Annotated in this window: 13 protein-coding genes; 6 read left to right on the forward strand and 7 right to left on the reverse strand. The window is 69.8% G+C overall.

Features of this window, described 5'->3' with window-relative positions:
• Positions 1-10: 10 nt before the first annotated feature.
• Complete coding sequence (locus ACFVVM_RS06335) at positions 11-16489, reverse strand: amino acid adenylation domain-containing protein (RefSeq protein WP_387613622.1); 16479 nt, start codon at positions 16487-16489, stop codon at positions 11-13.
• A 268-nt stretch (positions 16490-16757) separates the two neighbouring features.
• On the opposite strand from ACFVVM_RS06335, the gene ACFVVM_RS06340 reads away from it, so the two are divergent.
• Complete coding sequence (locus ACFVVM_RS06340; protein WP_387613625.1) at positions 16758-17993, forward strand: PucR family transcriptional regulator; 1236 nt, start codon at positions 16758-16760, stop codon at positions 17991-17993.
• 69 nt (positions 17994-18062) lie between these two features.
• Here ACFVVM_RS06340 and ACFVVM_RS06345 read toward each other — a convergent pair whose 3' ends face one another.
• On the reverse strand, positions 18063-18542 hold the full coding sequence (locus ACFVVM_RS06345; RefSeq protein ID WP_387613628.1) for a MarR family winged helix-turn-helix transcriptional regulator: 480 nt from the start codon (positions 18540-18542) through the stop codon (positions 18063-18065).
• 111 nt (positions 18543-18653) lie between these two features.
• On the opposite strand from ACFVVM_RS06345, the gene ACFVVM_RS06350 reads away from it, so the two are divergent.
• Positions 18654-19742 (forward strand): epoxide hydrolase family protein, encoded by a 1089-nt coding sequence (locus ACFVVM_RS06350; RefSeq protein WP_387613631.1) that lies wholly within the window; start codon positions 18654-18656, stop codon positions 19740-19742.
• A 13-nt stretch (positions 19743-19755) separates the two neighbouring features.
• Here ACFVVM_RS06350 and fdxA read toward each other — a convergent pair whose 3' ends face one another.
• Positions 19756-20091, reverse strand: a complete 336-nt coding sequence (gene fdxA, locus ACFVVM_RS06355; protein ID WP_387613633.1) for a ferredoxin — start codon at positions 20089-20091, stop codon at positions 19756-19758.
• A 168-nt stretch (positions 20092-20259) separates the two neighbouring features.
• Here fdxA and ACFVVM_RS06360 point away from each other — a divergent pair, with 168 nt between their 5' ends.
• The 3 genes from ACFVVM_RS06360 (at position 20260) to ACFVVM_RS06370 (ending at position 22367) form a co-directional block, all read left to right on the forward strand.
• On the forward strand, positions 20260-20946 hold the full coding sequence (locus ACFVVM_RS06360; RefSeq protein WP_387613636.1) for a TetR/AcrR family transcriptional regulator: 687 nt from the start codon (positions 20260-20262) through the stop codon (positions 20944-20946).
• A gap of 99 nt (positions 20947-21045) precedes the next feature.
• A complete protein-coding gene (locus ACFVVM_RS06365; RefSeq protein WP_387613639.1) occupies positions 21046-22119 on the forward strand; it encodes an oxygenase MpaB family protein in 1074 nt (357 codons plus the stop codon).
• A 23-nt stretch (positions 22120-22142) separates the two neighbouring features.
• Positions 22143-22367, forward strand: coding sequence for a hypothetical protein (locus ACFVVM_RS06370; protein WP_387613642.1), 225 nt, complete (start codon positions 22143-22145; stop codon positions 22365-22367).
• A 19-nt stretch (positions 22368-22386) separates the two neighbouring features.
• On the opposite strand, the gene ACFVVM_RS06375 is transcribed toward ACFVVM_RS06370, so the two are convergent.
• From ACFVVM_RS06375 to ACFVVM_RS06390, 4 genes are all read right to left on the reverse strand, one after another.
• A complete protein-coding gene (locus ACFVVM_RS06375) occupies positions 22387-23178 on the reverse strand; it encodes an acyl-ACP thioesterase domain-containing protein (protein ID WP_387613645.1) in 792 nt (263 codons plus the stop codon).
• Positions 23179-23274: 96 nt separating this feature from the next.
• Positions 23275-24051, reverse strand: coding sequence for an SDR family oxidoreductase (locus ACFVVM_RS06380; protein ID WP_387613648.1), 777 nt, complete (start codon positions 24049-24051; stop codon positions 23275-23277).
• Complete coding sequence (locus ACFVVM_RS06385) at positions 24048-25268, reverse strand: acyl-CoA dehydrogenase family protein (protein ID WP_387616773.1); 1221 nt, start codon at positions 25266-25268, stop codon at positions 24048-24050. Before ACFVVM_RS06385 ends, ACFVVM_RS06380 begins: the two co-directional genes overlap by 4 nt.
• 46 nt (positions 25269-25314) lie before the next feature.
• Positions 25315-26106, reverse strand: coding sequence for a crotonase/enoyl-CoA hydratase family protein (locus ACFVVM_RS06390; protein WP_387613651.1), 792 nt, complete (start codon positions 26104-26106; stop codon positions 25315-25317).
• Between the two features lie 109 nt (positions 26107-26215).
• On the opposite strand from ACFVVM_RS06390, the gene ACFVVM_RS06395 reads away from it, so the two are divergent.
• Positions 26216-26779, forward strand: coding sequence for a winged helix-turn-helix transcriptional regulator (locus ACFVVM_RS06395; protein ID WP_387613654.1), 564 nt, complete (start codon positions 26216-26218; stop codon positions 26777-26779).
• The last annotated feature ends 10 nt before the right edge of the window (positions 26780-26789 follow it).

The raw sequence follows: 26789 nt of genomic DNA on the forward strand, positions 1-26789 counted from the left end.
TCCTCTCGGGTCACAGCCACTCCCGCAGGACCGCCGCGATCGCGGCGAGGGCGGTGGGGTCGGTCATCCGCCAGTGGGTCGCGTCGACCGGGTGGTTGTGGATCGAGCCGGTGATCGCGGTGGTCCAGGAGGAGGCCGCGGTGGTTGCGGTGGGGTCGTCGGCGGCCGCGGTGAAGTAGGCGAGGTCGCCGTCGTAGGGGCGGGGACGGTAGGCGGCGTCGAGGTCGGCCGAGGTGATGGCCGCGTCGACGATGCGGTCGATGCGGGCGGGGTCGAGGGATGATCCGGGCGCGGCCTGCTCGACGAGGGTGCGGGCCAGCTCGCGGGGATCGGTGTGCTGGGCGAGGTCGGCGGCCTGATCACCGGCGAATCCGCCGAGTAGGTCGGCGGCGGTGACCGTGGTCGCGAGGGCCGGTGCGGCGGTCGAGAGGGTGCTGTCGAGCATGGCCAGCAGAGCGACCTGTTCGCCGTCCTCCTGGAGCTGGACGGCCATCGCGTGGGCGAGCACACCGCCGAGGGACCAGCCGAGCAGGTGGTAGGGCCCTTCGGGTTGGATCGCGCGGATCTGCTTGAGGTAGAGCAGGGCCCATTCCTCGATCGAATCCGGGAGCGGCTCGGCCGAACTCAGCGCGGGTGATTGCAGGCCGTAGAGGGGACGGTCGGGGTCGAGGTGGGCGGCCAGGCCGCTGAACGACCAGGCGACACCGCTGATGGGGTGCACGCAGAACAGTGGTTCGCGGGTGCCGGTGGGGCGCAGCGGCAGCAGGATGTCGAAGGCGGCATCGGTGCCCGCGCCGTCGGCACCGTCGGCGCGCAAGGCCGCGACGATACCGGCCGGGGTGGGTGCGGTGAAGATCCAGGTGACCGGCACGGGCCGGGCCAGCGCCTCGCCGAGCTGGGCGGACAGGCGGGTGGCGCTCAGCGAGGTGCCGCCCAGTTCGAAGAAGTGGTCGTCGGTGCCGACGCGGTCCAGGCGCAGGACTTCGGCGAAGATGTCGCAAACCGTGTGTTCGATGGGCGTGGTGGGTGGTCGGTAGGTGCGGGTGGCGAGTTCGGGTGCGGGCAGGGCGGCGCGGTCGAGTTTGCCGACGTGGGTCAGGGGGACCTGGTCGAGGATCATGATCGTGGCGGGCACCATGTGCGAGGGCAGGTGGTGACCGGCCCACTCGCGCAGGGTGTCCGCGTCGGGCTCTTCTCCTCGCTCGGCGACGACATAGGAGACCAGCACCATTGCCCCGGACTGGTTTTCGCGTCCGACCGTGACGGCGAAGCCGACCGTGGGATGGCCGGCCAGGACCGCGTCGATCTCCTCGAGTTCGATGCGGAAACCACGGATCTTGAGCTGGAAGTCGGTGCGTCCGCGGTATTCGAGTTCGCCGTCGGTGTTCCATGCCGCCAGGTCGCCGGTGCGGTACAGGCGGGTGCCCATGCGGAACGGGTTGGCCACGAAACGTTCGGCGGTCAGGTCGGGACGGTCGAGGTAGCCCGCGGCCAATTGTGTTCCGGCCAGGTACAACTCGCCCGGCACGCCCGCCGGGACCGGGCGCAGGCGTGCGTCGAGCACATAGACCTGACTGTTCCACACGGGCTTGCCGATCGGAACGGTCACCGTGTCGGTGTCCTCGACCGGGTGGCTGGTGATCGAGACGGCGGCCTCGGTGGGGCCGTAGACGTTGAACAGCGCGGTGCCGGGTGCCGCGGCGGCGAATCGGCGGGCCAAGGCGACCGGGAGGGTCTCGCCGATGGCCAGGACGCGGCGCAAGGAGGTCGGCAGGGTCGTGGTGAGCAGGGCGTCGAGCATGGAGGGCACGGCATGCAGGGTGGTGACCTGCTCGCGGTGCATCAGCTCGGCGAGGTAGGCCGGGTCGCGGTGGCCGTCGGGGGCGGCCAGGACCAGGCGGGCACCGCTGGCGGCGGTGGTCCAGAACTCCCACACCGACAGATCGAACGTCGCCGCTGTCTTCAGTAGGACGACGTCATCGACGCTGAGACCGAATTCCTCTGTCTTCCACCGCAACTGGTTGACGATGGCGGCATGGGAGACCGCGACACCCTTCGGGCGGCCGGTCGAGCCGGAGGTGAAGATGACGTAGGCGGTGTTCGCGGCGCGCAGACGGCTGCGGCGATCGAGGTCGGTGACCGGGGCGGGACTGTGGGCCGAGAGGTCGAGGTGGTCGAGGTGGTCGAGGGAAACGACCCGGTTTCCGGGGGCGATGAACCCGGTGTCGGCGGTGGTGAGCACGAGCAGCGGTGCGGCCGTGTCGAGGATGTGGTGGGTGCGGGCCGCGGGCTGATCGGGGTCGATCGGGACATACGCCCCGCCCGCGGTGGCGACGGCGTACATGGCGACGACCAGGTCGATCGAGCGCCGCATGGCCAGCGCCACCCGGGTCTCCGGTCGCACGCCCGCCGCGAGGAGATACCTGGCCAGGCGGTTCACCCTGGCATCGAGCTCGGCGAAACTCACGCGCTCGTCGTCGGCGACCAGGGCCACCGCACTCGGGTTCGCGGACACCGTGGCGTCGAGCATCGAGACCAGCGTGGCCGTGGGATCTGTCGGCCGCGCAGTGCGATTCCAGGTGTCGAGGATCCGGACACGTTCGGCCGGGGCGAGCAGATCGATGGTGTGCAGTGGTGCCCCGGGAGCGGTGACGATCGCGGTGACGAGCCGGGTGAACCGGTCGAGGAAACCACGGACCGTGGCCTCGTCGAACAGGTCGGTGGCGAAAGTGCAGTGGCCGCTGATGCCGGCGGGGGCGCCGTCGGGGGTGTAGCGGTCGGCCAGGATCAGGTGCAGGTCGAACTGGGACAGCGCGCGGTCCAGCTCCACCGAGGTGACGCTGATGCCGGGCAGATCCATGGCGACTTCGGCGAGGTTCTGGAACGACAGGCCCACCTGGAACAGGGGGTGGCGCGCGGTGGACCGGGTGGGGTTGAGCACCTCGACGAGTCGTTCGAACGGGATGTCGGCGTTGGCGAAGGCGTGCAGGTCGATCTCGCGTTGGCGGGTGAGCAGTTCGGCGAAGCTCACGCCGCTGTCGACCCGGGTGCGGAAGACCAGGGTGTTGACGAACATGCCGATCAGATCGTCGAGTTCGGCCTCGCCTCGTCCGGCGACGGGGGTGCCGATGGTGATGTCGGTGGTGCCCGACAGGCCCGCCAGCAGGACCGCCAGTGCGGTGTGCACGGTCATGAACAGGGTCGCGCCGTGGGTGCGGGACAGTTCGACCAGTGCGGCGTGGGTGGTGGCGTCGAGGGTCAGCGGGGCTCGTCCGCCCGCGTAGGACTGGACCGCCGGGCGGGGGCGGTCGCGGGGTAGGTCGAGCTGGTCGGGCAGCTCGACGAGAGCCTGGCGCCAGTAGGTGATCTGTTCGGCGGCCATCGAGGCGGGGTCGGTCTCCGCGCCGAGCAGGTGCTGTTGCCACAGCGCGTAATCGGCGTACTGCACGGCCAGCGGTTCCCAGCTGGGTGCGGCGCCGTGCGTGCGGGCGGTGTAGGCGGTGACCAGGTCGCGGGTGAGCGGGCCGCCGGAGAAGCCGTCACCGGCGATGTGGTGAACCGCCATCGCCAGCACGAACTCCTCGGGACCGAGTTCGAGCAGGGTGGCGCGCAACGGCACCTCGGCGGTGACGTCGAAGATCGTCGACACCAGCTGGGCCACGCCGGGTTCGGCCTCGGTCACCGTGCGGAGCTCGAGGCGCGGCACATCCGGGTGCTCCGGTGGGAGCACGAGCTGTACCGGGGTGTGCTCGAGCGCCGGGTACACCGTGCGCAGGATCTCGTGGCGGGCCACGACATCGGTGAACGCGTGGCCCATCGCGGTCGGGTCGAGTGCGCCGGTCAGGCGCAGGACCACGGGAATGTTGTAGGCGGCGGTCCCGGTGTCAAATCGGTTGAGGAACCACATGCGCTGCTGGGCGGGTGAGAGCGGGACGCGATCGGGGCGCGGGTGGGCGCGCAGGGCGGGGCGGCGGTCCGCGCGGGTCAGCCGGGCGAGCTCGGCCGCGCACTGGGCGACGGTGGGGGCGGCGAACAGCACCCGCACCGGCACCCGCAGGTCGACGGCGGCACCGAGCCGGGCGGTCAGGCGGGTGGCGAGCAGTGAGTTGCCGCCGCGGTCGAAGAAGTTGTCGTCGGCGCCGACCCGGTCGACACCGAGGATCTCGGCGAAGACCTCGGCGACGGTGCGTTCCAGCCCGGCCGCGGGTGCACGGAACGGGCGGGCCGCGAATTCCGGTGCGGGCAGGGCCTTTCGGTCGAGTTTGCCCGCTGCCGACAGCGGCACCCGGTCCAGCACGACGACGGCAGCGGGCACCATGTGCGCGGGCAGCATCGACGACGCCCACCGCGTGAGCGCGCCGGGATCGATGTCGCGACCGGTCACATACGACACCAGCACGGCCGCACCGGCCGGGTTCTCGGTGCCCAGGGTCAGCGCGAAGGTGACGCGCGGGTGCCGGGTGAGGACGGCGTCGATCTCGCCGGGTTCGATCCGGAAGCCGCGGATCTTGATCTGGAAGTCGGTGCGGCCCAGGTATTCCAGTTCGTAGTCGTCGTTCGCGCCACGCACCCAGCGGACCAGGTCGCCGGTGCGGTACATGCGTTCCCCGGTACTCCACGGGCTGGCGACGAACCGGTCGGCGGTCGCCGCGGCGCGGCCGCGATACCCGCGCGCCAGCGCGGGGCCGGCCAGGTACAGCTCGCCGGTGACGCCGACGGGCACCGGATGTAACCGGGCGTCGAGGACCACCGCGCGCAGGCCCGGCACCGGGCGACCGATGGTGACCCGGTCACCGGCTCGTAGTGCGGTGTAGGTCGCGCCGATCGTGGCTTCGGTGGGGCCGTAGCCGTTGAGGAAGCGGCGGCCGGGCTGCCAGTCGGCCAGCAGGTCGGGGGTGCACGCCTCACCGCCGGCCGAGACACACACCAGGTCCGGCAGTTGGGCCGGGTCCAGGGTGCTCAGCAGTGCGGGGGTGATGATCGTGTGGGTCACGAGTTCGGCGCGCAGCAGGTCGGTGAGTTCGGTGCCGCCGACGGTGTCGGGTGGCGCGATCACCAGGGTGGCGCCCCGGTGGAAGGCGGTGCTGATCTCCTCGATGGACTGGTCGAAGCTCGGGGAGCAGACGTGCAGCATCCGGTGGTCGTGGCGCAGCTCCAGCAGGGCCGCCGAGTGGGTGACGAGGGCGCCGAGCCCGGCGTGGGTGACGGTGACGCCCTTGGGTGTGCCGGTGGAGCCGGAGGTGTAGATGACGTAGGCGGCGTGGGCGGGACGCAGGGGTGTGGTGCGGTCGCGGTTGCGGACCGTGGTCGCCGAGTGGTCGGAGATGCGGGCGCGCACGGCCGGATCGTCCAAGACCAGCCAGCGCACCGAGGTGGTCAGGCCGGTGGCACGCTCGCCCACGGTGATACCGATCGTGGCGCCGGAGTCGTCGAGCATGTGCCGGACGCGGTCCGGCGGGTAGCTCGGGTCGACCGGCAGGTAGACCGCGCCCGCTTTCGCGATCGCCCACAGGGTCAGGATCGCCTCGTAGGAGCGGGGGATCGCCGAGGCGACGACGGTTTCGGGGCCGATGCCGTCGGCGATGAGCAGGCGGGCCAGGCGGGAGGAGTCCGCGTCGAGGGTGCCGTAGGTGATGGTGCGGCCGTTGTCGCGGACCGCGATGCGGTGCTGGCCGTAGCCGGTGCCGCGCACCAGCAGGTCGGGCAGGGTCGCGGTCGCTCGCGGGGTGGTGCTGTCGCCGAGGTGGGTGAGGAAGGTGTGCTCGTCGCGGTCGGTCAGGGGTAGGTCGCCGACCGGTGTTTCCGGTCGCAGGGCGGTGAGGAGCCGGACGAATCGTCGACCGAAGGCGTCGGCGGTGGTGTCGTCGAGAAGTGTTCGGGCGAAGGACATCTCGATGGCGAGGCCGGTTGTGTCCTCGAGGACTGCCAGGGCGAGGTCGTGGTGGGTGGTCGGTGGGTGGTCGATGTTCAGGGACACCTGGGCGAGGTTCTCGATGCCGAGGAGGGCAGGGAGGTCGGCGACGGGGATTCCCGCGTGCTCCTGTGCCTCGGATTCGGTGCGATCGGCTCGGCGGAGCAGGTCGAGGACTCGGGTGGCCGGGTCGACCTCGGTGCGCAGGAGGAGGTCGGTGGACTCGATGACGATGTCGTCGGTGGCGGTGAGCCTGGACAGCAGGACGGCCAGGGCGGTGCGGACCACCGTCGACCAGGTCACGCCCGCGGTCTCGGCGAGCAGGCGCAGATCCTGGTGCACCGCGGCCGGAACCGGGAATCGTGCGTGACCCCTGGTTTCGGGCGGGATGACCGTGCGGAGGCGATCGGTGTGGTGGCGCGTCGGCGAGGCAGTCGACGTGGCGTCGGTTTCACCGAAGCGGGAGTCGCTGGGAAGGACGAGGCGGCCAGGAAGGTCGGCCAGTGTTCGCCGCCAGAACGCCGATCGGGCAATCTGGTCGGGAGCTGACGCGAGCCGGTGCGTGATACCGGATGTCGTGGCTGTCGGGGTGGTGATGAGGTCGTCGAGGGCGGTGCGGAGTCGGTCGGTGATCGCCTGGGCGGTGGTGTCGGCGACGAGATCGCGCCGGTATTTGATCTGGACCTGGGTGTGGGCGCCGAGGAAGACCAGGATGGTGATCGGGTAGTGGGTGTGGTCGGCGCCGCGCAGGTCGTCGATGCTGAGATTGTCGAGCGCACCGCCCGCCTGCTGGAGTCCTTCGGCGTCGACCGGGTAGGACTCGAAGGCCAGCATGGTGTCGAACAGTTCACCCAGGCCCGCCACGCGCTGGATCGCGCCGAGGCCGAGATGGTGGTGGTCGAGGACGGAGGCCTGCTCGACCTGAACCGCGCGGACGAGATCCCCGACGGTGCCGGTGGATTCGAGGCGCACCCGCACCGGGACCGCGTCGACGAACAGGCCGATCATGTCGCCGACACCGTCGAGCTGCGGGGGACGGCCCGAGACGGTGGCGCCGAACACGACATCGTCGCGGCCGGTGCTCGCGGCCAGGACCAGGCCCCATGCCGTCTGGAACACGGTGTTGGCGGTGACCTCGGTCGCGGCGGCGAAGGCGGTGAGTTCGCTGGTGCGGGCGGTGTCGAAGGTGAACTCGCACAGGCCGAAACCGGTTCCGGTCGCGGGCGGCCAGGTCAGTTCCGGGGCGAGGACGGTCGGGCGCACGTCGGCCAGCACGTGTGACCACGCGTGTTCGGCGGCGGCGCGGTCCTGGCGGGCCAGCCAGGCGAGGTAGTCGCGGTAGGGGCGGACCGGGGGCAGGACCGTCGCGTCGCCGTCGGTGGCGTAGAGGACGAGCAGTTCCTTCATCAGCAGCGGCATGGACCAGCCGTCGAGCAGGATGTGGTGCCCGGTCAGGACGAGGTGGCTGCGGCCGGAACCGGTGGTGTACACGGTGAATCGGAGCAGGGGGGCGATTTCGGGATCGAAACCGGTCTGCTGATCGGCGGCCAGGAGGTCGGGGAGTTCGGTCTCGGTGACGGCCACTATGCGCAGTGGCGGTTCGATGGTGTCGGCGACGAGCTGGACCGGGGTTCCGTCGGGTGTGGTGACGAAGGCCGAGCGCAGGTTGGCGTGCCGGTCGAGGACGGTCGCGGCGGCGCGGCGTAGCCGGTCGGTGTCGAGGGTGCCGGAGAGTTCGGCGACGAGCTGGATGAGGTAGGCGTGCACCGATTCGTCGAGGAGTTCGCCCAGGGCCAGCAGGGACTGCTGCAGTGGGGACAGCGGGAGCACGTCCAACAGGCCGGGGTGGGTTTCTCGCCAGGTGTCGAGGTCGGATTGGGTGACCTGCACGAGGGCCACGTCGGACGGTGTCAGCCCGCCCGCGCTCGGATGCCGGGTGTGTTCGGCGAGTGCGGTGAGCCAGCTCGTCCACTCCTCGGCGAGTTCACGGACCGCGGATTCGTCGAGGATGCCGGTGGCGTAGCGGAAGTCGGCCTGTAGTCGCGGACCGGTCCCGGTGGGTACGGCGATCGCGTTGATGTCGAGGACGGCGTTGGCGGGCAGGGTGGGGTCGTAGTCGACGGCGATGTCGCCGAGGTCGGCCGTGGGGAGCCAGGCGGTGTCCTCGGGCTGGGAGGTGGTGGTCGCGCGGCCGAGGTAGTTGAAGCCGATCTGGCCGAGGCCGCCGGTCAGGGGTGCCGCTGTCTCGTGGTGGCGCAGCAAGCCGAAGCCGATGCCGTTGTCGGGGACGGCGAGCAGCTGTTCCTTCACGGTGCGGACCGTGGCCGCGAGGGTGTTGTCGTCACGGGTGGTCGCGATGTCGGTGAGGTCGAGGACGACCGGGTAGACGCTGGTGAACCAGCCGACGGTGCGGGTCAGGTCCGCGCCGGGGACGATCTGTTCTTCGCGGCCGTGGCCTTCGAGCCGGACTCGCAGAGTGGGGGCGTCGATGTAGCGGCGGGCGCGCCAGCTGCGGACGGCCAGGGCCAGGGCAGCGAGCAGGGCGTGGTCGGCGCCTGCCCGGTACTGGGCGGGCAGGGTCGTCAGCAGCGGGTCGGTGACCTCGACCGGAATCTCCACGGTGATCGAGCGCATGCTCGCTTCGGTGTCGAGGGTGGGGTCGAGAGCGCGGGCGCCCAGCAGCGGGTCGGGGGTGGCCAGTGCCTGCTGCCAGTAGGCGTGTTCGGCGGTGCGGTCGGTGATGGTCAGGGCGTGGGCCCAGCGACGGAACGAGGTGGCGACGGGCGGGAGCGCGATCGGCTGACCGGCGGTGTGCTGGGCCCAGGCCAGGATCAGGTCGGGCAGCAGGATGCGCCAGGAGACGCCGTCGATCGCGTAGTGGTGGGCGGCGACCGCGAGGAGGTCGCGGTCGCCGTGCCTGCGGATCCAGGTGAAGGCGATCATGCGGGCCGCAGCGGGATTCAGGGCCGAGAGGGCGGAATCCATGGCGGCCGTGCCGATTCGGGTGAGATCGTCGCCGTCCGCGTCGAGTTCGGTGATCAGGGGGTCGGCGGTGACGGCGCCGGGGGCGAGGACCTCGAACTGCCAGCCGGTGCCGTCGTGGCGCAGGCGGGAGCGCAGCATGTCGTGGTGGCGTAGAACCGCGTCCAGGGTGGTGCGCAGACCGGCCCGGTCGATGTCGTCGGGCAGGGCGAGCACCATGGTCTGGGCGAACCGGTCGCTGGAACCTCTGGTCAGGAACTCGGCCAGGACCGGGGTCAGCGGGACCTCGCCGACGCCGCCGCCGGGGAGCTCCGCCAGCAGTTCGGGTGCCGAATCGTCCTCGACGGCGGCGATCGCGGCCAGTTTCGCCACGGTGCGGTGCTCGAACACCGCACGGGTGGTGAAGGTGAGGCCCGCCGCGCGGGCGAGCGAGACCAGCTGGATCGACAGGATGCTGTCGCCGCCGAGTGCGAAGAAGGAGTCGTTCACGCCGACCGATGGCAGGCCCAGAACCTGCGCGAACAGTTCGGCCAGGCGGGTCTCCATGGTGCCCAGCGGTGCACGGGCCGGTTCGGTGACGGCGACGGGTTCCGGGAGGGCCGTGCGGTCGAGTTTGCCGTTGGAGGTCAACGGCATCGCGTCGAGCACCACGATCGCGGAGGGCACCAGGTGGGCGGGCAGGTGGTTCGCGGCGCGGTCGAGTAGTGCGGCGGGATCGGCGGTATGGCCCTGTGCCGCAACGACATAGGACACCAGGGTGATGGCGCCGGTCGCGGTCGGGCGGCCCACCGTCACGGCGGTACCGACGTTCTGATGGGCGGTGAGGACGGCGTCGACCTCACCGGGCTCGATCCGGAATCCGCGCACCTTCAGCTGGGTGTCGACGCGGCCGACATACCCGAGATTCCCGGTCGCGGTGCTGCGCACGAGGTCGCCGGTGCGGTACAGGCGTGCGCCCGGTGCGCCCCAGGGGTCGGCGACGAATCGGGTCGAGGTGGTGCCCGGTTGATCGCGGTAGCCGCGCGCGAGTCCGGGGCCGGCCAGGTAGAGCTCACCTGTGACACCCGGTGGCACGGGGTTCAGGCGGGCGTCCAAGATCATCGCGGAGGTGCCGGTGACCGGGGTGCCGATCGAGATGTGCTGTCCGGCAGTGAGTTCGGCGTAGGAGGAGATGATCGTGGTCTCGGTGGGGCCGTACCCGTTGAGGTAGCGGCGGCCAGGTTGCCAGGTCGCCAGGAGCTGCGGGGTGGTCACGTCGCCGCCGACCGACAGCAGCTCGAGGCTGTCCAGGCCCGTGGGATCGAGGGTGCCCAGGACGGCGGGGGTGATGATCGCGTGGGTGACGGACTCGGTGGCCAGCAGCTCGGTGAGTTCGACACCGCCGATGATGTCGGCGGGCACCACGACCAGCGTCGCGCCGGTGGAGAACGCGCACAGCCATTCGAGGATCGACGGGTCGAACCACGGCGAGCAGATGTGCAGGAAACGGTGCTGCGACTCGAGGCGGTAGCGGTCGACCGCTTCCTCCAGCAGGGGATTCAGGCCCGCGTGGGTCACCGTGACGCCCTTGGGCAGGCCGGTGGAGCCGGAGGTGTAGATGAGGTAGGCGGGGTGCTGAATGCGCAGGGGTGCGCGGCGGTCGGCGTCGGTGACCGGGGCGGACGAGTGGGTGGCGCACGAACGGGCCAGGGCGGGGTCGTCGAGGGTCAGCCAGAACGGTGGGTGCGTATCCACGCCATCGGGTACACGGTCCAGATGGGTGCTCGCGGTGATGCCGAGGACGGCGCCCGAGTCGGTGACCAGGTGTTGCAGCCGGGCAGCGGGGTAGGTGGGGTCCATCGGTACGTAGACGCCACCGGCCTTGGCGATCGCCAGCGCCGCCACGACCATGTCGGCGGATCGCGGAAGGGCCACGGCAACAGCGATTTCGGGACCGACTCCGCGGGCGATCAGTTCGCGGGCCAGGCGTGAGGTCTGCGCGTCGAGCTCGCCGTAGGTGATCGAGTGGTCTCGGTGCCGGATGGCGATGCGGTCCGCGCCCAGTTCCAGGCCGCGGGACACCAGGTCGGGGAATAGCGCCGTGGAGATGGTGCGGTCGGCGAGGCGGGCGGTGATGGTCGCGTGCTCTTCCGCGCCGAGTACCGGCAGGTCACCGATGGGGGTCAGCGGGTGTTCGGTCGCGGCCGCCAGCAGGCGGACCAACCGTTCGGCGAACGTGGAGACCGTATTCCGGTCGAACAGGGAACTGGGGTAGCCGAACTCAGCGATCAGACCCTCTGCGGGACGGTCGCTGTCGTCCCCTGCGCGCGGGGGCACGGGCAGCTCGTCAGCCAGATCCGCGGGCCGGTGCGGGGTGAGGTCGTGTGGTGGGGCCATGACCTGAGGCGAACCGAGTTGGCTCTGTGCTGTGCGAACGTGTGGCGGAGTGGCGACCAGATCCAGATCTGCGTTCTCGGCCATCTCGTCAGCCGGAACTGTCGATGCGTGATCGCGGTCTACCGCACGTGCGGTAGATGTCGTGCGAACGCGCAGAGAGAGATCGCAGTGCTCCGGATCAGCGGTTGGCGTGTCAACGAAGAGGAGCACTCGCGTAGCCGGGTGCCGGGTGCGCAGGGCGGTCAGTTCGGTGGCGGACAGGCCCGGGCGGGCGAAGGCTTGCCGGGTGACCTCGGCCGCGTCGGCGAGGAGTTCGTCGAAGCAGATGCCGCCCGGCGCGGGTAGTCGGAGCACGCGGGTTCGGGCATCCTGTGGGGACGGCACGTCGATCGTGATGTCCTCGGTGCCCGACAATCGGGCCAGCAGCGTGGCGTAGACGGCGTGGATGACCGTGAACACTGTGGTGTCGCGTGCGTGGGCGAAGTCCTGGATTCGCTGGTGCAGGTTCGCGGGGATGTCGAAGGTGACGTGGTCGTCCGCGATGACGGGAGCGGCGGGGCGCGGCCGGTCGGTCGGGAGGCTCAGCTGGGGAGGGTCGGTGAGTACCGTTCGCCAGTACGCGGTCCGCGCGATCGGATCGTCGAGTGCGAGCAGGGTTTCGAGGAGTTCGGCGGCGGGACGGTGGGGCGTCGTGACGAAGGCGTCGAGGATGGTGCGCAGTCGCTGGGTGAGTGCCTGTGCGACCGGGTGACCGACCGTGTCGAGGCGGTGTTGCACGCCGATGCGAATGCCGTCGCCTACCTCGACACCGACCGCGACCGGATAGTGGGTGGCGTTGGCGGCCTCGACCGCGACGATGTCCAAACCGTCGATGGCGCCGCGCATTCCCTCGGTGTCCACGGGGTAGGACTCGTAGGCCATGAGCGTGTCGAACAGCTCGCCCGCGCCCGCCGAGCGCTGGATGTCGGCCAGTCCCAGATGGTGACCGCCGAGCAGTGCGACTTGTTCGGTCTGCACTCGCGTCAGCAGGGTTCGTAGCGGCGCGTCGGCCTCGACCCGGACCCGCACCGGAATGGTGTTCGCGAACAGGCCGACCATGCCGTCGACGCCGTCCAGTTGCGGCGGCCGCCCCGACACCACCGCACCGAACAGCACATCACGGCGACCGACGACCCCGGCCAACACCAGACCCCACGCGGCCTGGAACAGCGTGTTGAGCGTGACATCGTGGGCCGCCGCGCACGTCGCGAGCAACTCGGCCTCCGCCGCGGACAGCTCGACAGCGCAGGTGCCGTAACCGGTTTCCCGCTCGGCAGGCGGGATCGCGGCGGCCAGCACGGTGGGTGTGTGCCCGTCGAGAGCGTCCGACCAGGCCCGCAGGGCGGCAGATCGGTCCTGGCGAGCGAGCCACGCGAGGTAGTCGCGGTAGGGGCGCACGCGCGGGAGCATCGCTTCGGCACCGGCGTAGCAGACGAGCAGTTCCTTCATCAGCAACGGCATCGACCAGCCGTCCACCAGCAGGTGGTGCGCGGTCAACACCAGATGCATGCCGGAGGAGCGGCGGTAGACCGTGAACCGCAGCAGCGGCGCGGTCGCCAAATCGAAGCCGGTCCGCGCTTCCGCCGCGAGGAGCGCCTCGGCATCGGCCTCGGTGGTCTCCACGACGTGCCACGGAACCGTGACACCCTCGGCCACGAACCCGACCGGCGAACCCGTCGCCGCCGTGCCGAAGGCCGTGCGCAGGATCGCGTGCCGGTCCAGGACTGCCTGTGCCGCGCGCCGCAGCCGCTCGGTGTCGACCTCGCCCGCCAGCTCGACGGCCAGCTGGACCAGGTACGGGTCCTCGGGCGAGACCTGGGCCAGGAACATCAAACCCAGCTGCAGCGGCGCGAGCGGCACCACGTCACTGAGACCGGGGCGCTCGGCGTGCCAGGTGTCGAGTTCGGTCTGGGTCACCGACACCAGCGCTACATCGGCGGGCGACAACCCGCCCGCCGCCGGATCCTGGAGATGGTCGGCGAGCAGCGTGAGTGCCTCGGTCCAGCAGTCCGCCAGTTCCCGCACCGACACTTCGTCGATGAGCCGCGAGGCGTAGGAGAACGAGGCCCGCAGGCGCACACCGTCTTCGGTGTCGGCGGCCAGTGCGTTGATGTCGATCACGGCCGCGGCGGGCAGGGCGGGGTCCTGGGCGGCGGTCGGTTCGCCCCAGTCGGCGGTGGGCAGCCAGCTGTGGTCGGTGAGCGTGTCCGATACATCGCTCGCGGACAGGCGGCCCAGATAGTTGAAGCCGACCTGGCCGAGCGCGCCGTCGAGCAGCGGAGCCGATTCGGGGTCCAGGTGGAGCAGCATCCCGAAGCCGATGCCCTTGTGCGGGACCGCGAGCAGCTGTTCCTTCACCGCCTTGACCAGTGCGGCCGTCGCCGCGCCGCCCCGCCAGACATCGATCTCGCCCAGGTCGAGGGCGACGGGATACATGCTGGTGAACCAGCCGACCGTGCGGGTCAGATCGGCGCCGTCGAGCGCGGAGGCCTCACGGCCGTGGCCTTCGAGCCGGACACGGGTCGCGGGTGCGGCCACGCCGCGGCGTGCACGCCAGGTGCGCACGGCCAGCGCCAGGGCGGCAAGCAGGCCGTCCTCGGCACCGGCTCGGTACCTGGTCGGCAGGTCGGTCAATACCGCCCGGGTTACTTCGACGGGCACTGTGACGGTGAATGTCCGTACTGTCGAGGCGGTGTCGACGGTGGGGTCGAGCGGGCGGTCGCCCAGCAGTGGGTCGGGCACCGCCAAGGTGCGCTGCCAATGGTCGAGTTCGTCGCGGCGGCTGTTCGCCGTCTCGGTCAGGCCGTGTGCCCACCGCCGGAACGACGTCCCGACCGCGGGGAGCGCGATCCGCTGCCTGGCCGCGTACTGCGCCCACGCGGTGACCAGGTCCGACAACAGGATTCGCCAGGACACACCGTCGATCACCGCGTGATTGGCCGCGACGACCAAACCGTCTGGACCGTCTGCGCGGCACAGCCAGGCGAAGGCGATCATCCGGGCGGACTGCGGGTCGAGCGCGGCGAGCGCGGAATCCATGGCCGCGTCGGCGATGTCGGCGAGTTCGTCGGTACCGCGACCCGCCGGAACGTCGATGCGGGTGAGCAGGTCGCCGACCGTCACCGCGCCGGGCGGCAGCGTCCGCAGCTGCCAGTGTCCGTCGACCTGTTCGGCCCCGGCACGGAGCATGTCGTGGTGATCGAGCACCGCGGTGAGCACGTCCACCATCGCGGTCCGGTCGATGTTCTCGGGCAGGGCAAGCACCATCTGCTGACTGAACCGGCCGAAGAAGCGGCCACCGGCCACCGCGGCCGCCAGCACCGGCGTCAACGGCACCTCGCCCACACCGCCAGCGGGCAGCTCCGCCAGGGTCGGCACCGACTCACCGCCGAGCACCGCGACCCGTGCCAGCCCGGCCACCGTCCGATGCTCGAACACCTGCTGCGGGGTGAACGAGATCCCGGCCGAGCGCGCCCGCGACACCAGCTGGATCGACAGAATGCTGTCCCCACCCGCGGCGAAGAACGAATCCTCCGCGCCGATCTCGCGCACCCCGAGCACCTGGGTGAACAGCTCGGCGATACGGGTCTCCACCGGGCCTTCCGGTGCCCGCGACCCGGCGGCACCGAATACCGGTGCGGGCAGCGCGGCACGATCGAGCTTCCCGTTCGGCGTCAGCGGGATCTCGTCCAGGGCGATGACGAGGGTGGGCACCATGTGCGCGGGCAGCGAAGTGCCGACGAAACGAGCCACCTCCTCGGTGTCGATCGCGACGCCCTGCCGCGCCAGGACATACGACACCAGCACCGTCGCACCGGAACCGGCGGTCACACCGAGGGTGACGGCGTACTCGAGGTCGGGATGGGCGGTCAGCGCGGCATCGATCTCGCCGAGCTCGACGCGGAACCCACGGATCTTCACCTGGAAATCGGAGCGGCCCAGATACTCGAGCTCGCCCTCGGACGTGCGGCGGACCAGGTCACCGGTCCGGTACATGCGCGCACCCGCCGCACCCGCGAAGGTCGCGGCGACGAAACGGTCCGCGGTGAGCCCCGGCCTGCCCAGATAGCTCTGCGCCAAGGCCGGACCGGACAGATACAGCTCACCGGCGACACCGGCGGGCACCGGCCGCAGCCGCGAATCCAGCACCAGCACACCGACACCGGCGAAGGCCGCACCGATCGTGATCGGCTCACCCGGGAGCAGGCGGGTGGTGCCGGTCGCGAGAATGGTGGCCTCGGTCGGTCCGTAGCCGTTGTAGAACGCGCGACCGTCCACGGCCCAGCGCTCGACCAGCGTCGGACCGAACGCGTCGCCCGCGACGACGACCACCCGCAAGGCGTCCAGGTCCCGCGCGTCGACCGACTCCAGTGCCGCGGGGGTGATCAGCATGTGCGTCACCCGTTCCCGGCGCAGCAGCGCGGCCAGTTCGGGGCCGCCGAACACCGTGGGGGGCGAGATCACCAGCGTGGCACCGGAATTGAACGTCAGCAGCAGCTCGAGCACCGAGACATCGAAGTTCGGTGAGCACACGTGCAGGACCCGGGCGTCCGCGTCGACCTCATAGCGTTCCCGCGCCGCCGCGACCAGCGAGCCCAGGCCGGTGTGGGTGACGACGACGCCCTTGGGGCGACCGGTCGAGCCCGAGGTGTAGATCAGGTAGGCCGGATGCTGATCGGTCAGCGGGCGGACCCGGTCCAGATAGGAGATCGGGTGGGCAGGGTGCGCCATGATCCGCTCCGCCGCGGTGTCGAGGGCGAGCCACTGCACCGTCTCGCCCAGTGCCGGCAGATGCGGCGAGCAGGTCAGGCCGAGCGTTGCTCCGGAGTCGGCGAGCAGATAGGCGATCCGCTCGGCGGGCAGGGCCGGGTCGACTGGCACGTACGCGGCGCCGGTCTTGGCCACCGCCCACACCGCAGCCACCGAATCGACCGAGCGGGTGACACCGAGGGCGATGACGTCGCCGGGACCGACGCCGCGCGCGATCAGCTCCCTGGCCAGCTGTGACGAGTACGCGTCGAGCTCGGTGTAGGTGAGTTCGCGGCGGAGGTCTCCGTCGGCGCAGGAGACCGCGACCGTATCGCCCGCGGTGTCGACGGCGGCGGTGAGCAACTGGGCGAACAGGGGAGTGCTCGACTTGCGATTGCCTCGACCGCGCGGCGCACGACGACCTTCACCCATCCGAGTACTACATCCTTCATCTGTCCGGCCCACGGCTCTGCGATGACCCACGAACCCTGTCGGATTCTGGGCCTACCGAGCGGTGGACCAGTGTCGAACAAGCAAGAAGGAGTCGATATCGGGGCGTTCAGCGAACATGACATCACAGGTCACGGCGTCACGACCACACAAGGGGCAGCTACGACCGTGCCGACCGCACGCCGATGGCAAAAATTGTGCTGATGGCACAATGTCGGCGACAGTTTTTGTTCAACGGACGGAGGAGCCGGTGGCGGCCTACGGATCACTGGTCTGGGTCGGCCAGGCGCTGGGTCCGCTCACCGGCGCGATCACCGAGGAACTCATCCGGGTCACCGAGCAGATGATCCCGGTGACCGACATCGCCTTCGACCTGGCCGACATGCGGGCCGCCAGTATCGCCGAGAACGTCGCCGTCGTGCAGTACGTCCTGGCCAACAACATCGACCCCGCCACGGTCAGCCCATCCGCCGCCGCCACGGCCTACGCCCAGCGGCTGGCCCGGCGCGGTGTGCCGCTGACGGTGCTGCTGCGGGCCTACGGGCTGGGCCAGTACCGGTTGCTCGACGCCGCCATCGGGCTGATCCTCGCCGTCCCCGGCCCCGACCAGCCCGCCAGGATCGCCGAGCTGCTCGAGTTCGCCGGCCGCTACCTCGATCGCCTCAACTCCTCGATGGGCCGGATCTACGAGGCAGAGCGGGATCGCTGGCTCAGCAGCCGTCAGGCGGCCCGCCAGCAGTGGATCGCCCGGCTGCTCGACAACGACGACCCCGACGTGCCCGCCGCCGAGGCGGCCCTGGACTACCGCCTCGACCGGCGCCACCTCGCCGCGGAACTGTGGACGACACCGACCACCAGCGGAGCCGATGCCGCCCGGGCCTTCGAGCAGACGCGTCAGCTGCTGTCGACGGCGATGGGCGCGGACGGTACCGAGCTGGTGTCGGCGACCGGCGCGCGCGATATGCGGATCTGGTTCCCGGTCGACGGCCAACGGGTCGGGCCCGACACGCTCACCGAGCAGATCGAGGCCGCCGGGCTGCCGGTGCGCGTCGCGCTCGGGCCGGTGGGGGAGGGTCTGCCCGGATTCCGGCGCTCCGCGCGCAGTGCGGCCAGGGCGAAGGCCCTGGTCGTGTCCGCCGGGCCGGACGCGCCGGTGGTCGTGGATTTCGATGCCGTCGCCCCATTCGCGCTGCTGACCGACGATCCCGACGAGCTCGCCGGATTCGTGCAGCGCGTCCTGGGGCGATTGGCCGCCGACAGCGCGAAGGCGGAGCTGCTGCGCCACACTCTCGATGTGTTCCTGGCCCAGGACGGCAGCTACACCCGCACCGCGCGGGTGCTGCGCGTGCATCGCAACACCGTCCAGTACCGCATTCAGCAGGTCACCGGCCGGTACGGAATCGGCGTCGACACCGACAGCTTCGAGGTGCGTTTCGCCCTGGGTGTGTGCCGTTGGCACCGCCATGTGCTGACGTCGGCGGTCTGAATCACCCTGCCGCACAGCGCGATTTTCGTTCATTTTGTGCACCGCGCACAGTATCGGGCGACCAGTTCGTTATTGCCACGCTTCGGCGGGGGCGTCCGCCTGCCCGGAGTGGTGGTTCAGCAGCAGTGTCAGCAGGTCGGTCAGCTGCCGACGCTGCTCGGCGGACAGCGGAGCCAGTAGTTCGTCCTGGGATTCGGCCAGCCCCTTCTCCAGTCTGCGCAGCTGTCGTTTGCCCGCGGTGGTGAGCGAGACGATGTTGCGTCGCCGGTCGGCGGGGTCGGGTGCGCGTTCGACGAGGTCTCGCTCGGCGAGTTCGTTGATCGCCGCGACCATGTCGCTGAGGTGGATGCCGCTGCGACGGCCCAGGGTGGCCTGGCTGGCCGGGCCGAGCTCGGCCAGCGTGGCCAGCAGGCGGTAGTGGTAGCCGCGGGCGCCGGCGGCCGAGAACCCTTCGGTCACCAGGCGATGCGCGTGGTCGGCGGTCTGGGTGAGCAGCCAGCTGGGCAGATTCGCCCAGCTGGGGGGTGATTGCTCGGATGGGTTCTCCATGGGGCCAGCGTAACTGATCGTTCGGCCGACCAACGATTATGCTATCGTTCGTAAACTAAACGTTTATGAGACAAACGTTTACTGTTTAAACGAATACCGGGAGTGCAGACCATGATCAAGCCGTTCCGCATCGACATCCCCCAGTCCGACCTCGACGATCTCGATGACCGACTCGCCCGCACGCGATGGCCCAACGAGGTCACCGACGCCGGATGGGACTACGGTTTCCCCCTCGCGCGACTGCGAGAACTGGCCGACCACTGGCGCACCGGCTACGACTGGCGCGCCCACGAAGCCGAACTCAACGAACTCGAGCACTTCACCACCGAGATCGACGGCCAGAACATCCATTTCGTCCACGTCCGAGCACCGAAACCGGACGCCCTCGCCCTCGTGCTCACCCACGGCTGGCCCGGATCGTTCCTGGAGTTCCTCGACGTGATCGAGCCGCTCTCGCGCGATTTCCACCTGGTGATCCCGTCCATCCCCGGCTACGGGTTCTCCGGCCCGACCCACGAACGCGGCTGGGACATCGACCGCATCGCCCGCGCCTGGGCCGAACTCATGCACCGGCTCGGCTACCAGCGCTACGGCGCCCAGGGCGGCGACTTCGGCTCCGGCATCTCCACCGCACTCGGCGCGGTCGCGCCCGACCATGTCGTCGGCGTCCACGTGAACTACCTGCCGACCCGGCCCGACCCCACCGCCGACATCGCCCTGACCGACATCGAGGTGGCTCGGCTGGACAAGGTCAAGCAACTCATGGCGAATCGTCCGCCCTACCAGGCGCTTCAGGCCGCCACACCGCAGACCATCGGCTACGCCCTGACCGATTCGCCGGTGGGCCAGCTGGCCTGGATCGCCGAACGCTTCGCCCAGTGGACCGACCCGCGCACACCGGTCGACGAGGACCGCATGCTCACCGACATCTCCCTGTACTGGTTCACCGCCACCGCCGCCTCCTCGGCGCGCCTGCACCACGACGCCGCGCGCCGCACCGAACCGTGCCCGGTGCCACTGGGCGTCGCGGTGTTCGCCCACGACATCACCCAGTCGGTACGTCCGTTGGCCGAACGGGTCTACGACATCCGGCACTGGTCGGAGTTCGATCGCGGCGGGCACTTCGCCGCCATGGAGGTGCCGGACCTGCTCGCCGGCGACATCCGGGAGTTCTTCCTGAAGCTGCTCGCCGACGGCTAGGGGAGTACCGCGTTCACGGCTGGTACTCCTGTACGAACGCGGTGTCGACGCCCAGCACGCCGACCGTCGAGGCGCTGCCCGGCTGGCCCAGTGGCGCGGACCGCCCCGGCAGCGGCTCGGCGAAGAACCGGGCGTTCTCGGCGATGAACTCTTCCTGCCCCGCCGGAAGATCGTCCTCGAAGTAGATCGCCTCCACCGGGCACGCCGGTTCGCAAGCGCCACAGTCGATGCAGTCGTCGGGCTGGATGTAGGCCATCCGGTTACCCTCGAAGATGCAGTCGATCGGGCACTCGTCCACACAGGCCCGGTCCAGCACGTCCACACACGCGGCGCCGATCACGAACGTCACACTGTTCTCCTCCGCCGTCTCCACCCCGCGAACCGGGCTGTCCACCATCCTTCGGCGTGCCCGCGGCGCCGGGTAGTGGGCGGTTGCCTACCACCTCATAATCTGGGCTTATGGGGCGGTTCCGGGGCGGGGGTTCGCAACGGGCGCGGTGTTTGAGAGAATCCGCAGGTGAGTGTCGCGGAGGAAGCCTCGGGAGTCTGGCGGGTCTCGCCCGCGGCCGGCGGTCGAAAGACCGGTCGGCGCAACGGTCCGCGACTGCCGCTGGACGAACGCCGAGAGCAGCTGCTCGATGCCGCCTTCGATGTCGTGGCGGCGAACGGCCTGGCCGGGCTCACCATGCAGGCGGTCGCAAAGAAGGCCGGAGTCGCCAAACCGGTGCTGTACGCGGTGTATCGCTCGGCGCCCGAACTGGTCGCGGCACTGCTGCAGCGCGAGCATGCGCGCGGTATGCGGCAGGTGCGCGAATCGCTGCCCGCCGATCTGGACGGCTCCGATCCCGACGCCGAGTACACCGCGTCGGTGATGGCGTTCCTGCGTGCGGTGCAGCGCGATCCGGTGCGGTGGCGGTTGATTCTCACCCACGCCGACGGCGCGCCCGCCGACTACAAGGAACTGCTGTTCGTGGCGCGCGAGAACATCGTGAACCGGTTGATCGAACTGCTCGAGACTGGGTTCGAACTGCGTGGCGGCCCGGACAACGCCGATACCGAACTCGTCGGCTACGTGATGCTCGGTCTCGTCGAGGTGCTCGCGCGGTTGGTCATCGGCGATGCCGATCGGTTTCCGCCGGAGCGGCTCGAATCGGCTGTGCGCGCACTGGTTCGCACCCTGCCCACGCCTGATCCGCAGAGCTGATCGCAGCCTGAAGTATTGACGTCGCCGCATCGCCATCACATACTTTTCTACGCACGCGTAGAAGTGAAACTACGCCAAAGTAGATCTAGGGGAGTGGGCATGGGAGCGATACGGGACTGGCTGTCGTTGCCGGTAGTCGAACCGGCCGAGGACTACGGGTTCTTCGGCCCCGACTCGATCACCTGGCGGGTGTGGAGTTACCCCACCAGCCTGACCATCGGATTCCAGCGGGCGGTCGTCATCGAGGAACTCGACCCGGCACTCATCGCCGCGGTCGACAAGACCCAGGCCATCTACACCCGGCCGCGCACCCGCTACGACCGCACGCTGCGCTACTTCGCCATGGTGATGTTCGGCGACAGCCGATCGACGACCAAAGCAGCCGACGTGCTGGTGAAGATCCACTCCAAGGCCGTCGGCATCGACCCGGTCACCGGACTGGTCTACGACGCCAACGACCCGCATTCGCAGCTGTGGATCCACCTCACGGCCTGGCACTCCATCCTCCTCGCCTACGAGAAGTACGGACCCGGCCGCCTCTCGCCCGAGGAGGAGGCGCGCTACTGGGACGAATGCGCCCGCGCCGCCGAACTGCAGACCTGCCATCCCGACGACATCCCGCGCACCCGAGAAGGCGTGCGCGCCTACTTCGACGACATGCGGCCCCAGCTGCTGGGTTCCGACATCGCGAAGAAGGCGATGCGGCACCTGCTGCGCGCCGACGTCATGCTGCCGCCGATGCCGTGGCCGTTGCGACCGTTCTTCTACGTCGTCACCGCCTTCCTGCGGCGCGGGACCCTGGCGACCATGCCGCGCTGGATGCGCCAGACCGCGGGACTGCCGACCGGGCGCCTGCTCGACCTGCTCGTCGTGCCCCCGCTCAGCGCCGCCTACACGCTGGTGAGTTTCAGCGCCCGGCTCGAATTGATCCTCCTGCGCCTGATCTCACCCACGACCGTGGACGTGGCGGCCCCCGTGCTGCTGGGCATCGCACCACAGCACCCGGTGACGACCACACCGCGGCAAGCCCAGGAACGCTTCGGCTACGCCGTGCCGAGACAGGCACACCTGGAACTGCGCCAACGTCAGCGCGACCGCGTCCTGAACGCCGGGGAGCAGCCCAGCGACGAGGGCATCATCGAATCCCGCCCCATCCTCGGCGAAACCGCCTGAGCGCGCACGAAAGCGACACCGCGATGAACGACCTGCTCGATCGCACCCTGAGCCTGCGCCAACTCCTGCACCTGGCGGTGACCACCACCGCACTCCTCGGCGTCCCCTACCTCGTCGTCGGCATCCTCTGGCTACTCGGCCACCGCGAACACCTCGCCGACCAACACGGCATCGACAAGGTGTTCTCGATGATCGGCGAGGTGGTCGCCTGGCCCCTCCTGCTCTTCGCCGACATCTCGCTGCGGTAGCAGCCTGTGTCGCGTGGTGCTATCGCCGAGTGACCGAGGCGGTCGCGGCGACGGTTTCCTGGTCGATCAGCATCCACAGCAGGAGCCGGTCGCGCTCGTCGCACCGGCGCACGGTGATCGGGGTGTCCGGCGGCACGGGCCGTAGGTATTCGAGGATGCCGCGATAGGGGTGGGCGAGAAGGTCCGGGCGTGAGGTGAGCGCGCTCTCGACGATCTGCCAATGGATCACGTTGTTGACGTGGGCGAACTGGTCCACGTCGCTGGCCCGGGGCGCGAACACGGTGTCAGCGCCGGATTCCGCCGGTGTTGGCGCGTCGTTGAGGGCGCGCCAACGAAGCCGGGTGTCGGACACGCCGCGGCTCAGATGGTCCAGGGCCTGGTCGCTGATGCGGGACGGGAAGCCATCCGCGTTGACCTTGATGCAGAACGATTCGGTCTCCACCAGGCCCGGGGAGCGGGTCGCGGGGTTGAACGGCGAGGATTCCGGGGCTCCCCGCAGGGTCTGACGCATGGCGACCCAGCGTGAGGCGGTCGCCGAACACCACCGGTTCACGCTCACATTTCCTGGCCATGACATGGGTGCGCGCACATCGATGATCGTGCGCCGCAGGATCCAGTACGGGTCGGTTTCGAAGAACGGCGAGTCTTCGATCATGTCGGCCGAGATGTCCTGTACGTAGCGGGCGACGGCATCGAGCCGAACGCGCATCGTCTGATCGATGTCGTCGCCGCGGACACGGTAGGTCGCGGTGAATGGTTCGGCCCCGTCAGGACCGGATTCGAGCTCGGGGGCCGGCATGTTGTCGGGCATCTGATCGTCCTTCGACTCAGGGTATCGGGTGCGGTCGGCGCCACTGCGCCCATGGCGAGACCGGGCCGCGGGTGCGGCCCGGTCCGCTGTGGGCACCTATCGGGTGGCGTTGACGCCGCCGTCGACCGGGATCACCGCGCCGGCGATGTAGGTGGAGGCGGGTCCGAGCAGGAATTCGATGACTCCGGCGATGTCGTCGGGTCGTCCTATCCGGCGCACCGGGATCCCGGCGGCGATCGCGTCTTCGCCACCACGCAGCAGCCCGGCGGTCATTTTCGAGGGGAACAGGCCTGGTGCGACCGCGTTGACCAGCACATCGGGCGCGAGTTCGGCGGCGAGCTGCTGGGTGAGGATGTGTACGCCTGCTTTGCTGGCGCTGTAGGAGAAGTTGTTGAACCCACGTCCGGGGGCTCGCAGACCGTCGATGCTGCCGATGTTGACCACCCGGGCGGGATCGGTGGCAGTGGATGCCGCGCGCAGCAGCGGGGCCAGTGCCTGAGTCAGCCCGAACACACCGGTGAGGTTGACCGCCAGCACCCGGTCCCACGCCGCTGCGGGGAATTCCTCGAACGGTGCGCCCCAGTTCGCGCCGGCATTGTTGATCAGTGCGTGCAACCGGTCGGTGTCCGCGCGCACCGCCGCCACCAATGTCGCGATGCCCTGCTCGGTACCCAGATCGGCGGGCACCGCGCGGACGGCGCCCAGCGCGGCGAGTTCTGCGGCGGCGGCGTCGAGTTCGTCCTGCTTGCGGCTGCTGATGTACACGGTCGCGCCCGCGCGCAGCAGGCCCTCGCTGATCATGCGGCCGATACCGCGCCCGCCACCGGTCACGACGACGGTCTTGCCCGCCAAGGGCTTTGCCTCGGTGTTCATCGAATCCTCCGTCCGGAGATCGCGCTGCCGATCATCAGGCGCTGGATCTCGCTGGTGCCTTCGTAGATGGTGAAGATCTTGGCGTCACGTGCCCACCGCTCGACGGGGTAGTCGCGGGTGTAGCCGTTGCCGCCGAGGATCTGCAGGGCCTGTTCGCTCGTGCGCACGGCAACCTCACTGGCCTTGAGCTTGGCCATGCTGCCTTCACCCCGCAGGAATCGCTTGCCGCTGCGAGCCTGGTGGGCGGCTCGCCAGACCAGCAGGCGGGCGGCATCGATCTCGGTCGCCATATCGGCCAGCATGAACGCGATGGCCTGGTTGTCGATGATCGGATGGCCGAACTGCTCACGCACCCCGGCGTATTCCAGGGCGTACTCGTAGGAGGCGCGGGCTACTCCGAGAGCCATCGCACCGATCGCGGGCCGGGTCATCTCGAAGGTCGCCATCGCCGCGGGCACTCGCACGCGAGTGCCCGCACGGGCGGCGGCCAGGCGTTGGTCGAGGGCATCTTTGCCGCCGAGAACCAGATCGGCGGGAATGCGCACATCGTCGAGTACGACCTCGGCGGTATGGGAAGCGCGCAGGCCGTGTTTGGCGAACTTCTGGCCCTGGCTGAGCCCGGCGGTACCGGGGGGAATGAGGAACAGGGCGTGCCCGCGGGCGCCGAGGGCGGGGTCGGTGATCGCGTTGACGACGTGGACGCGGGCGATGCCGCCGTTGGTTGCCCAGGTCTTGGTCCCGTTGAGCACCCATTCGCTGGTGGCTTCGTCGTAGCGGGCGGTGGTGCGGATGGCGGCGGCGTCGCTGCCGGCATCGGGTTCACTGGCACACAGTGCCGCGACCGCGAGATCGCCGGGGGTGCCGAAGAATTCGGGTAGCCAGGTGTCGATCTGCTCGGCGGTGGCGGTGCCGAACAGGGCCGCGGCGGGCAGGAAGGTGCCCAGCAGTGCCTGTCCCATACCGCCGTCGCCCCAGAAGATCTCCTCGGCGACCACCGGCTGCAGCAGCCCGGTGGGTTCGGTGAACATCTCGCGCGCGAAGTCGGGGGTGTAGAGGCCGGCCTTGGCGGCTTCCTCGAGTACCGGCCACGGTGTGGCCTCGCGGGCGTCGTACTCGGCGGCGACCGGGCGTACGTATTTGGTGGCGAAGTCGTGCGCCCAGACACCTGCCTCGGCAATCTGGGGTGGCAAGGCGAACAGCGAGGGGGCCGTATTCACGGTGGTCACAACAAGTTTCTCCTCGGGCAGTGGTTGGGTGGCCGGGTCAGCGGCCGGTGAACACCGCGTCGCGGCGTTCGACGAACGACTGCAAGCCCTCGGCGCCGTCGGCGGTGGCGAACAGGCGGGCGACATCGGGACGCAATTCGGCGATGGCCGCGGCGTCGCCGTGGTCACGGGCCCGGTGGGCCGAGGCCAGGGTGGTGCGTACCCCCAGTGGCGCGGACCGTTCCGCGATTGCCCGCGCGATCTCGATGGCCCGTGCGCGGGCCGCGTCGGCGTCGGGCACGAGTTCCTGGACCAGGCCGATGCGGTGGGCCTCGGGGGCGTCGAACTCCTCACCGGTCAGGATCCAACGCATCGCGTTGCCCCAGCCCGCCTCACGCGGGAACCGGAGCGTGGCGCCGCCGAAGGGGTAGATTCCGCGGCGGATCTCGTACTGGCTGAACCGGGCATCGCGGGCGGCCACCCGGATGTCGGCAGCGAGCAGCAGCTCGATGCCAAGGGTCATCACCCAGCCCTGCGCGGCCGCGACGACGGGCTTGGACCAGGTTCCGTCCAGCCGCCACGGATCCCGACCGCCTTCGGCGCCGGTGAAGTGCCCGGAGGCCAGCTCGGCGCCGACATCGAGCATGTCGAGGCCGCCGGTGAAGTGCTCGCCGTGGGCGAACAACACTCCACACCACAGATCATCGTCGGACTCGAGCAGACCGTACGCGGCCGAGAGTTCGCCGATCATCTGCCGGGTGAACGCGTTGCGCTTGGCAGGCCGGTTCAATCCCATCAACAGCACGTGCCCGTCGCGTTCGACAGTGACTGTGACCGGGTCTGCGGGCATGACACCCATCCATCCTCCTAAGTTTCATTTCTAGACTCAGCAGGAGGCTAGCGACATCGCACCGCTGGACGCAAGTGCATCTGAAAACGAGACTGATATGGTGGACGCCGTGAGACGGACAGCATTCGATCGGTGGCCCTGCTCGATCGCCCGCACGGTGGGCACCCTCGGCGATGCCTGGACACTGCTGGTGCTGCGCGAACTGTTCTACGGCGAGTCACGCTTCGACGGCTTCATCGCCACCCTCGGCATCGCCCGCAACACCCTCACCGACCGACTGCGCCGACTCGAGGAGGCCGGCATCGTGACGCGGCGCGCCTATCAGCGCGAACCGGTCCGTCATGAATACCTGCTCACCGACAAGGGCAGCGACTTCTTCGGCGTCCTGGCCGCGCTCAATGCCTGGGGCGACCGGTGGCTCAGCGACGACGAAGGTGTGCCGGTGCTCATGCACCACACCGCCTGCGACCATGACACACACGCCCGTGTCGTCTGCTCGGCCTGCGGTGAGACGCTGCATCATCGCGACGTCGAGGTACGGACCGGGCCCGGGTACCCGGCCCATCTCCTCGACCATCCAGGAGTCCGCGCACGCTTCACCCCGGCCGGCAACACGAACTCATCGCCCGAGCCTGAAATCCCTGCAGGGACAGCGGTTCCGGACAGTCGCTAGCGGAACCCGG

Origin of the sequence: Nocardia sp. NPDC058176 (assembly GCF_042883805.1) — a bacterium.
Lineage (GTDB): Bacteria > Actinomycetota > Actinomycetes > Mycobacteriales > Mycobacteriaceae > Nocardia.

Coding starts and splice junctions, on each gene's coding strand:
- ACFVVM_RS06390 (WP_387613651.1), bottom strand. CDS start 26,106: ATGCCCGCAGACCCGGTCACAGTCACTGTCGAACGCGACGGGCACGTG.
- ACFVVM_RS06380 (WP_387613648.1), bottom strand. CDS start 24,051: ATGAACACCGAGGCAAAGCCCTTGGCGGGCAAGACCGTCGTCGTGACC.
- ACFVVM_RS06370 (WP_387613642.1), top strand. CDS start 22,143: ATGAACGACCTGCTCGATCGCACCCTGAGCCTGCGCCAACTCCTGCAC.
- ACFVVM_RS06335 (WP_387613622.1), bottom strand. CDS start 16,489: ATGGGTGAAGGTCGTCGTGCGCCGCGCGGTCGAGGCAATCGCAAGTCG.
- ACFVVM_RS06365 (WP_387613639.1), top strand. CDS start 21,046: ATGGGAGCGATACGGGACTGGCTGTCGTTGCCGGTAGTCGAACCGGCC.
- ACFVVM_RS06375 (WP_387613645.1), bottom strand. CDS start 23,178: ATGCCCGACAACATGCCGGCCCCCGAGCTCGAATCCGGTCCTGACGGG.
- ACFVVM_RS06350 (WP_387613631.1), top strand. CDS start 18,654: ATGATCAAGCCGTTCCGCATCGACATCCCCCAGTCCGACCTCGACGAT.
- ACFVVM_RS06345 (WP_387613628.1), bottom strand. CDS start 18,542: ATGGAGAACCCATCCGAGCAATCACCCCCCAGCTGGGCGAATCTGCCC.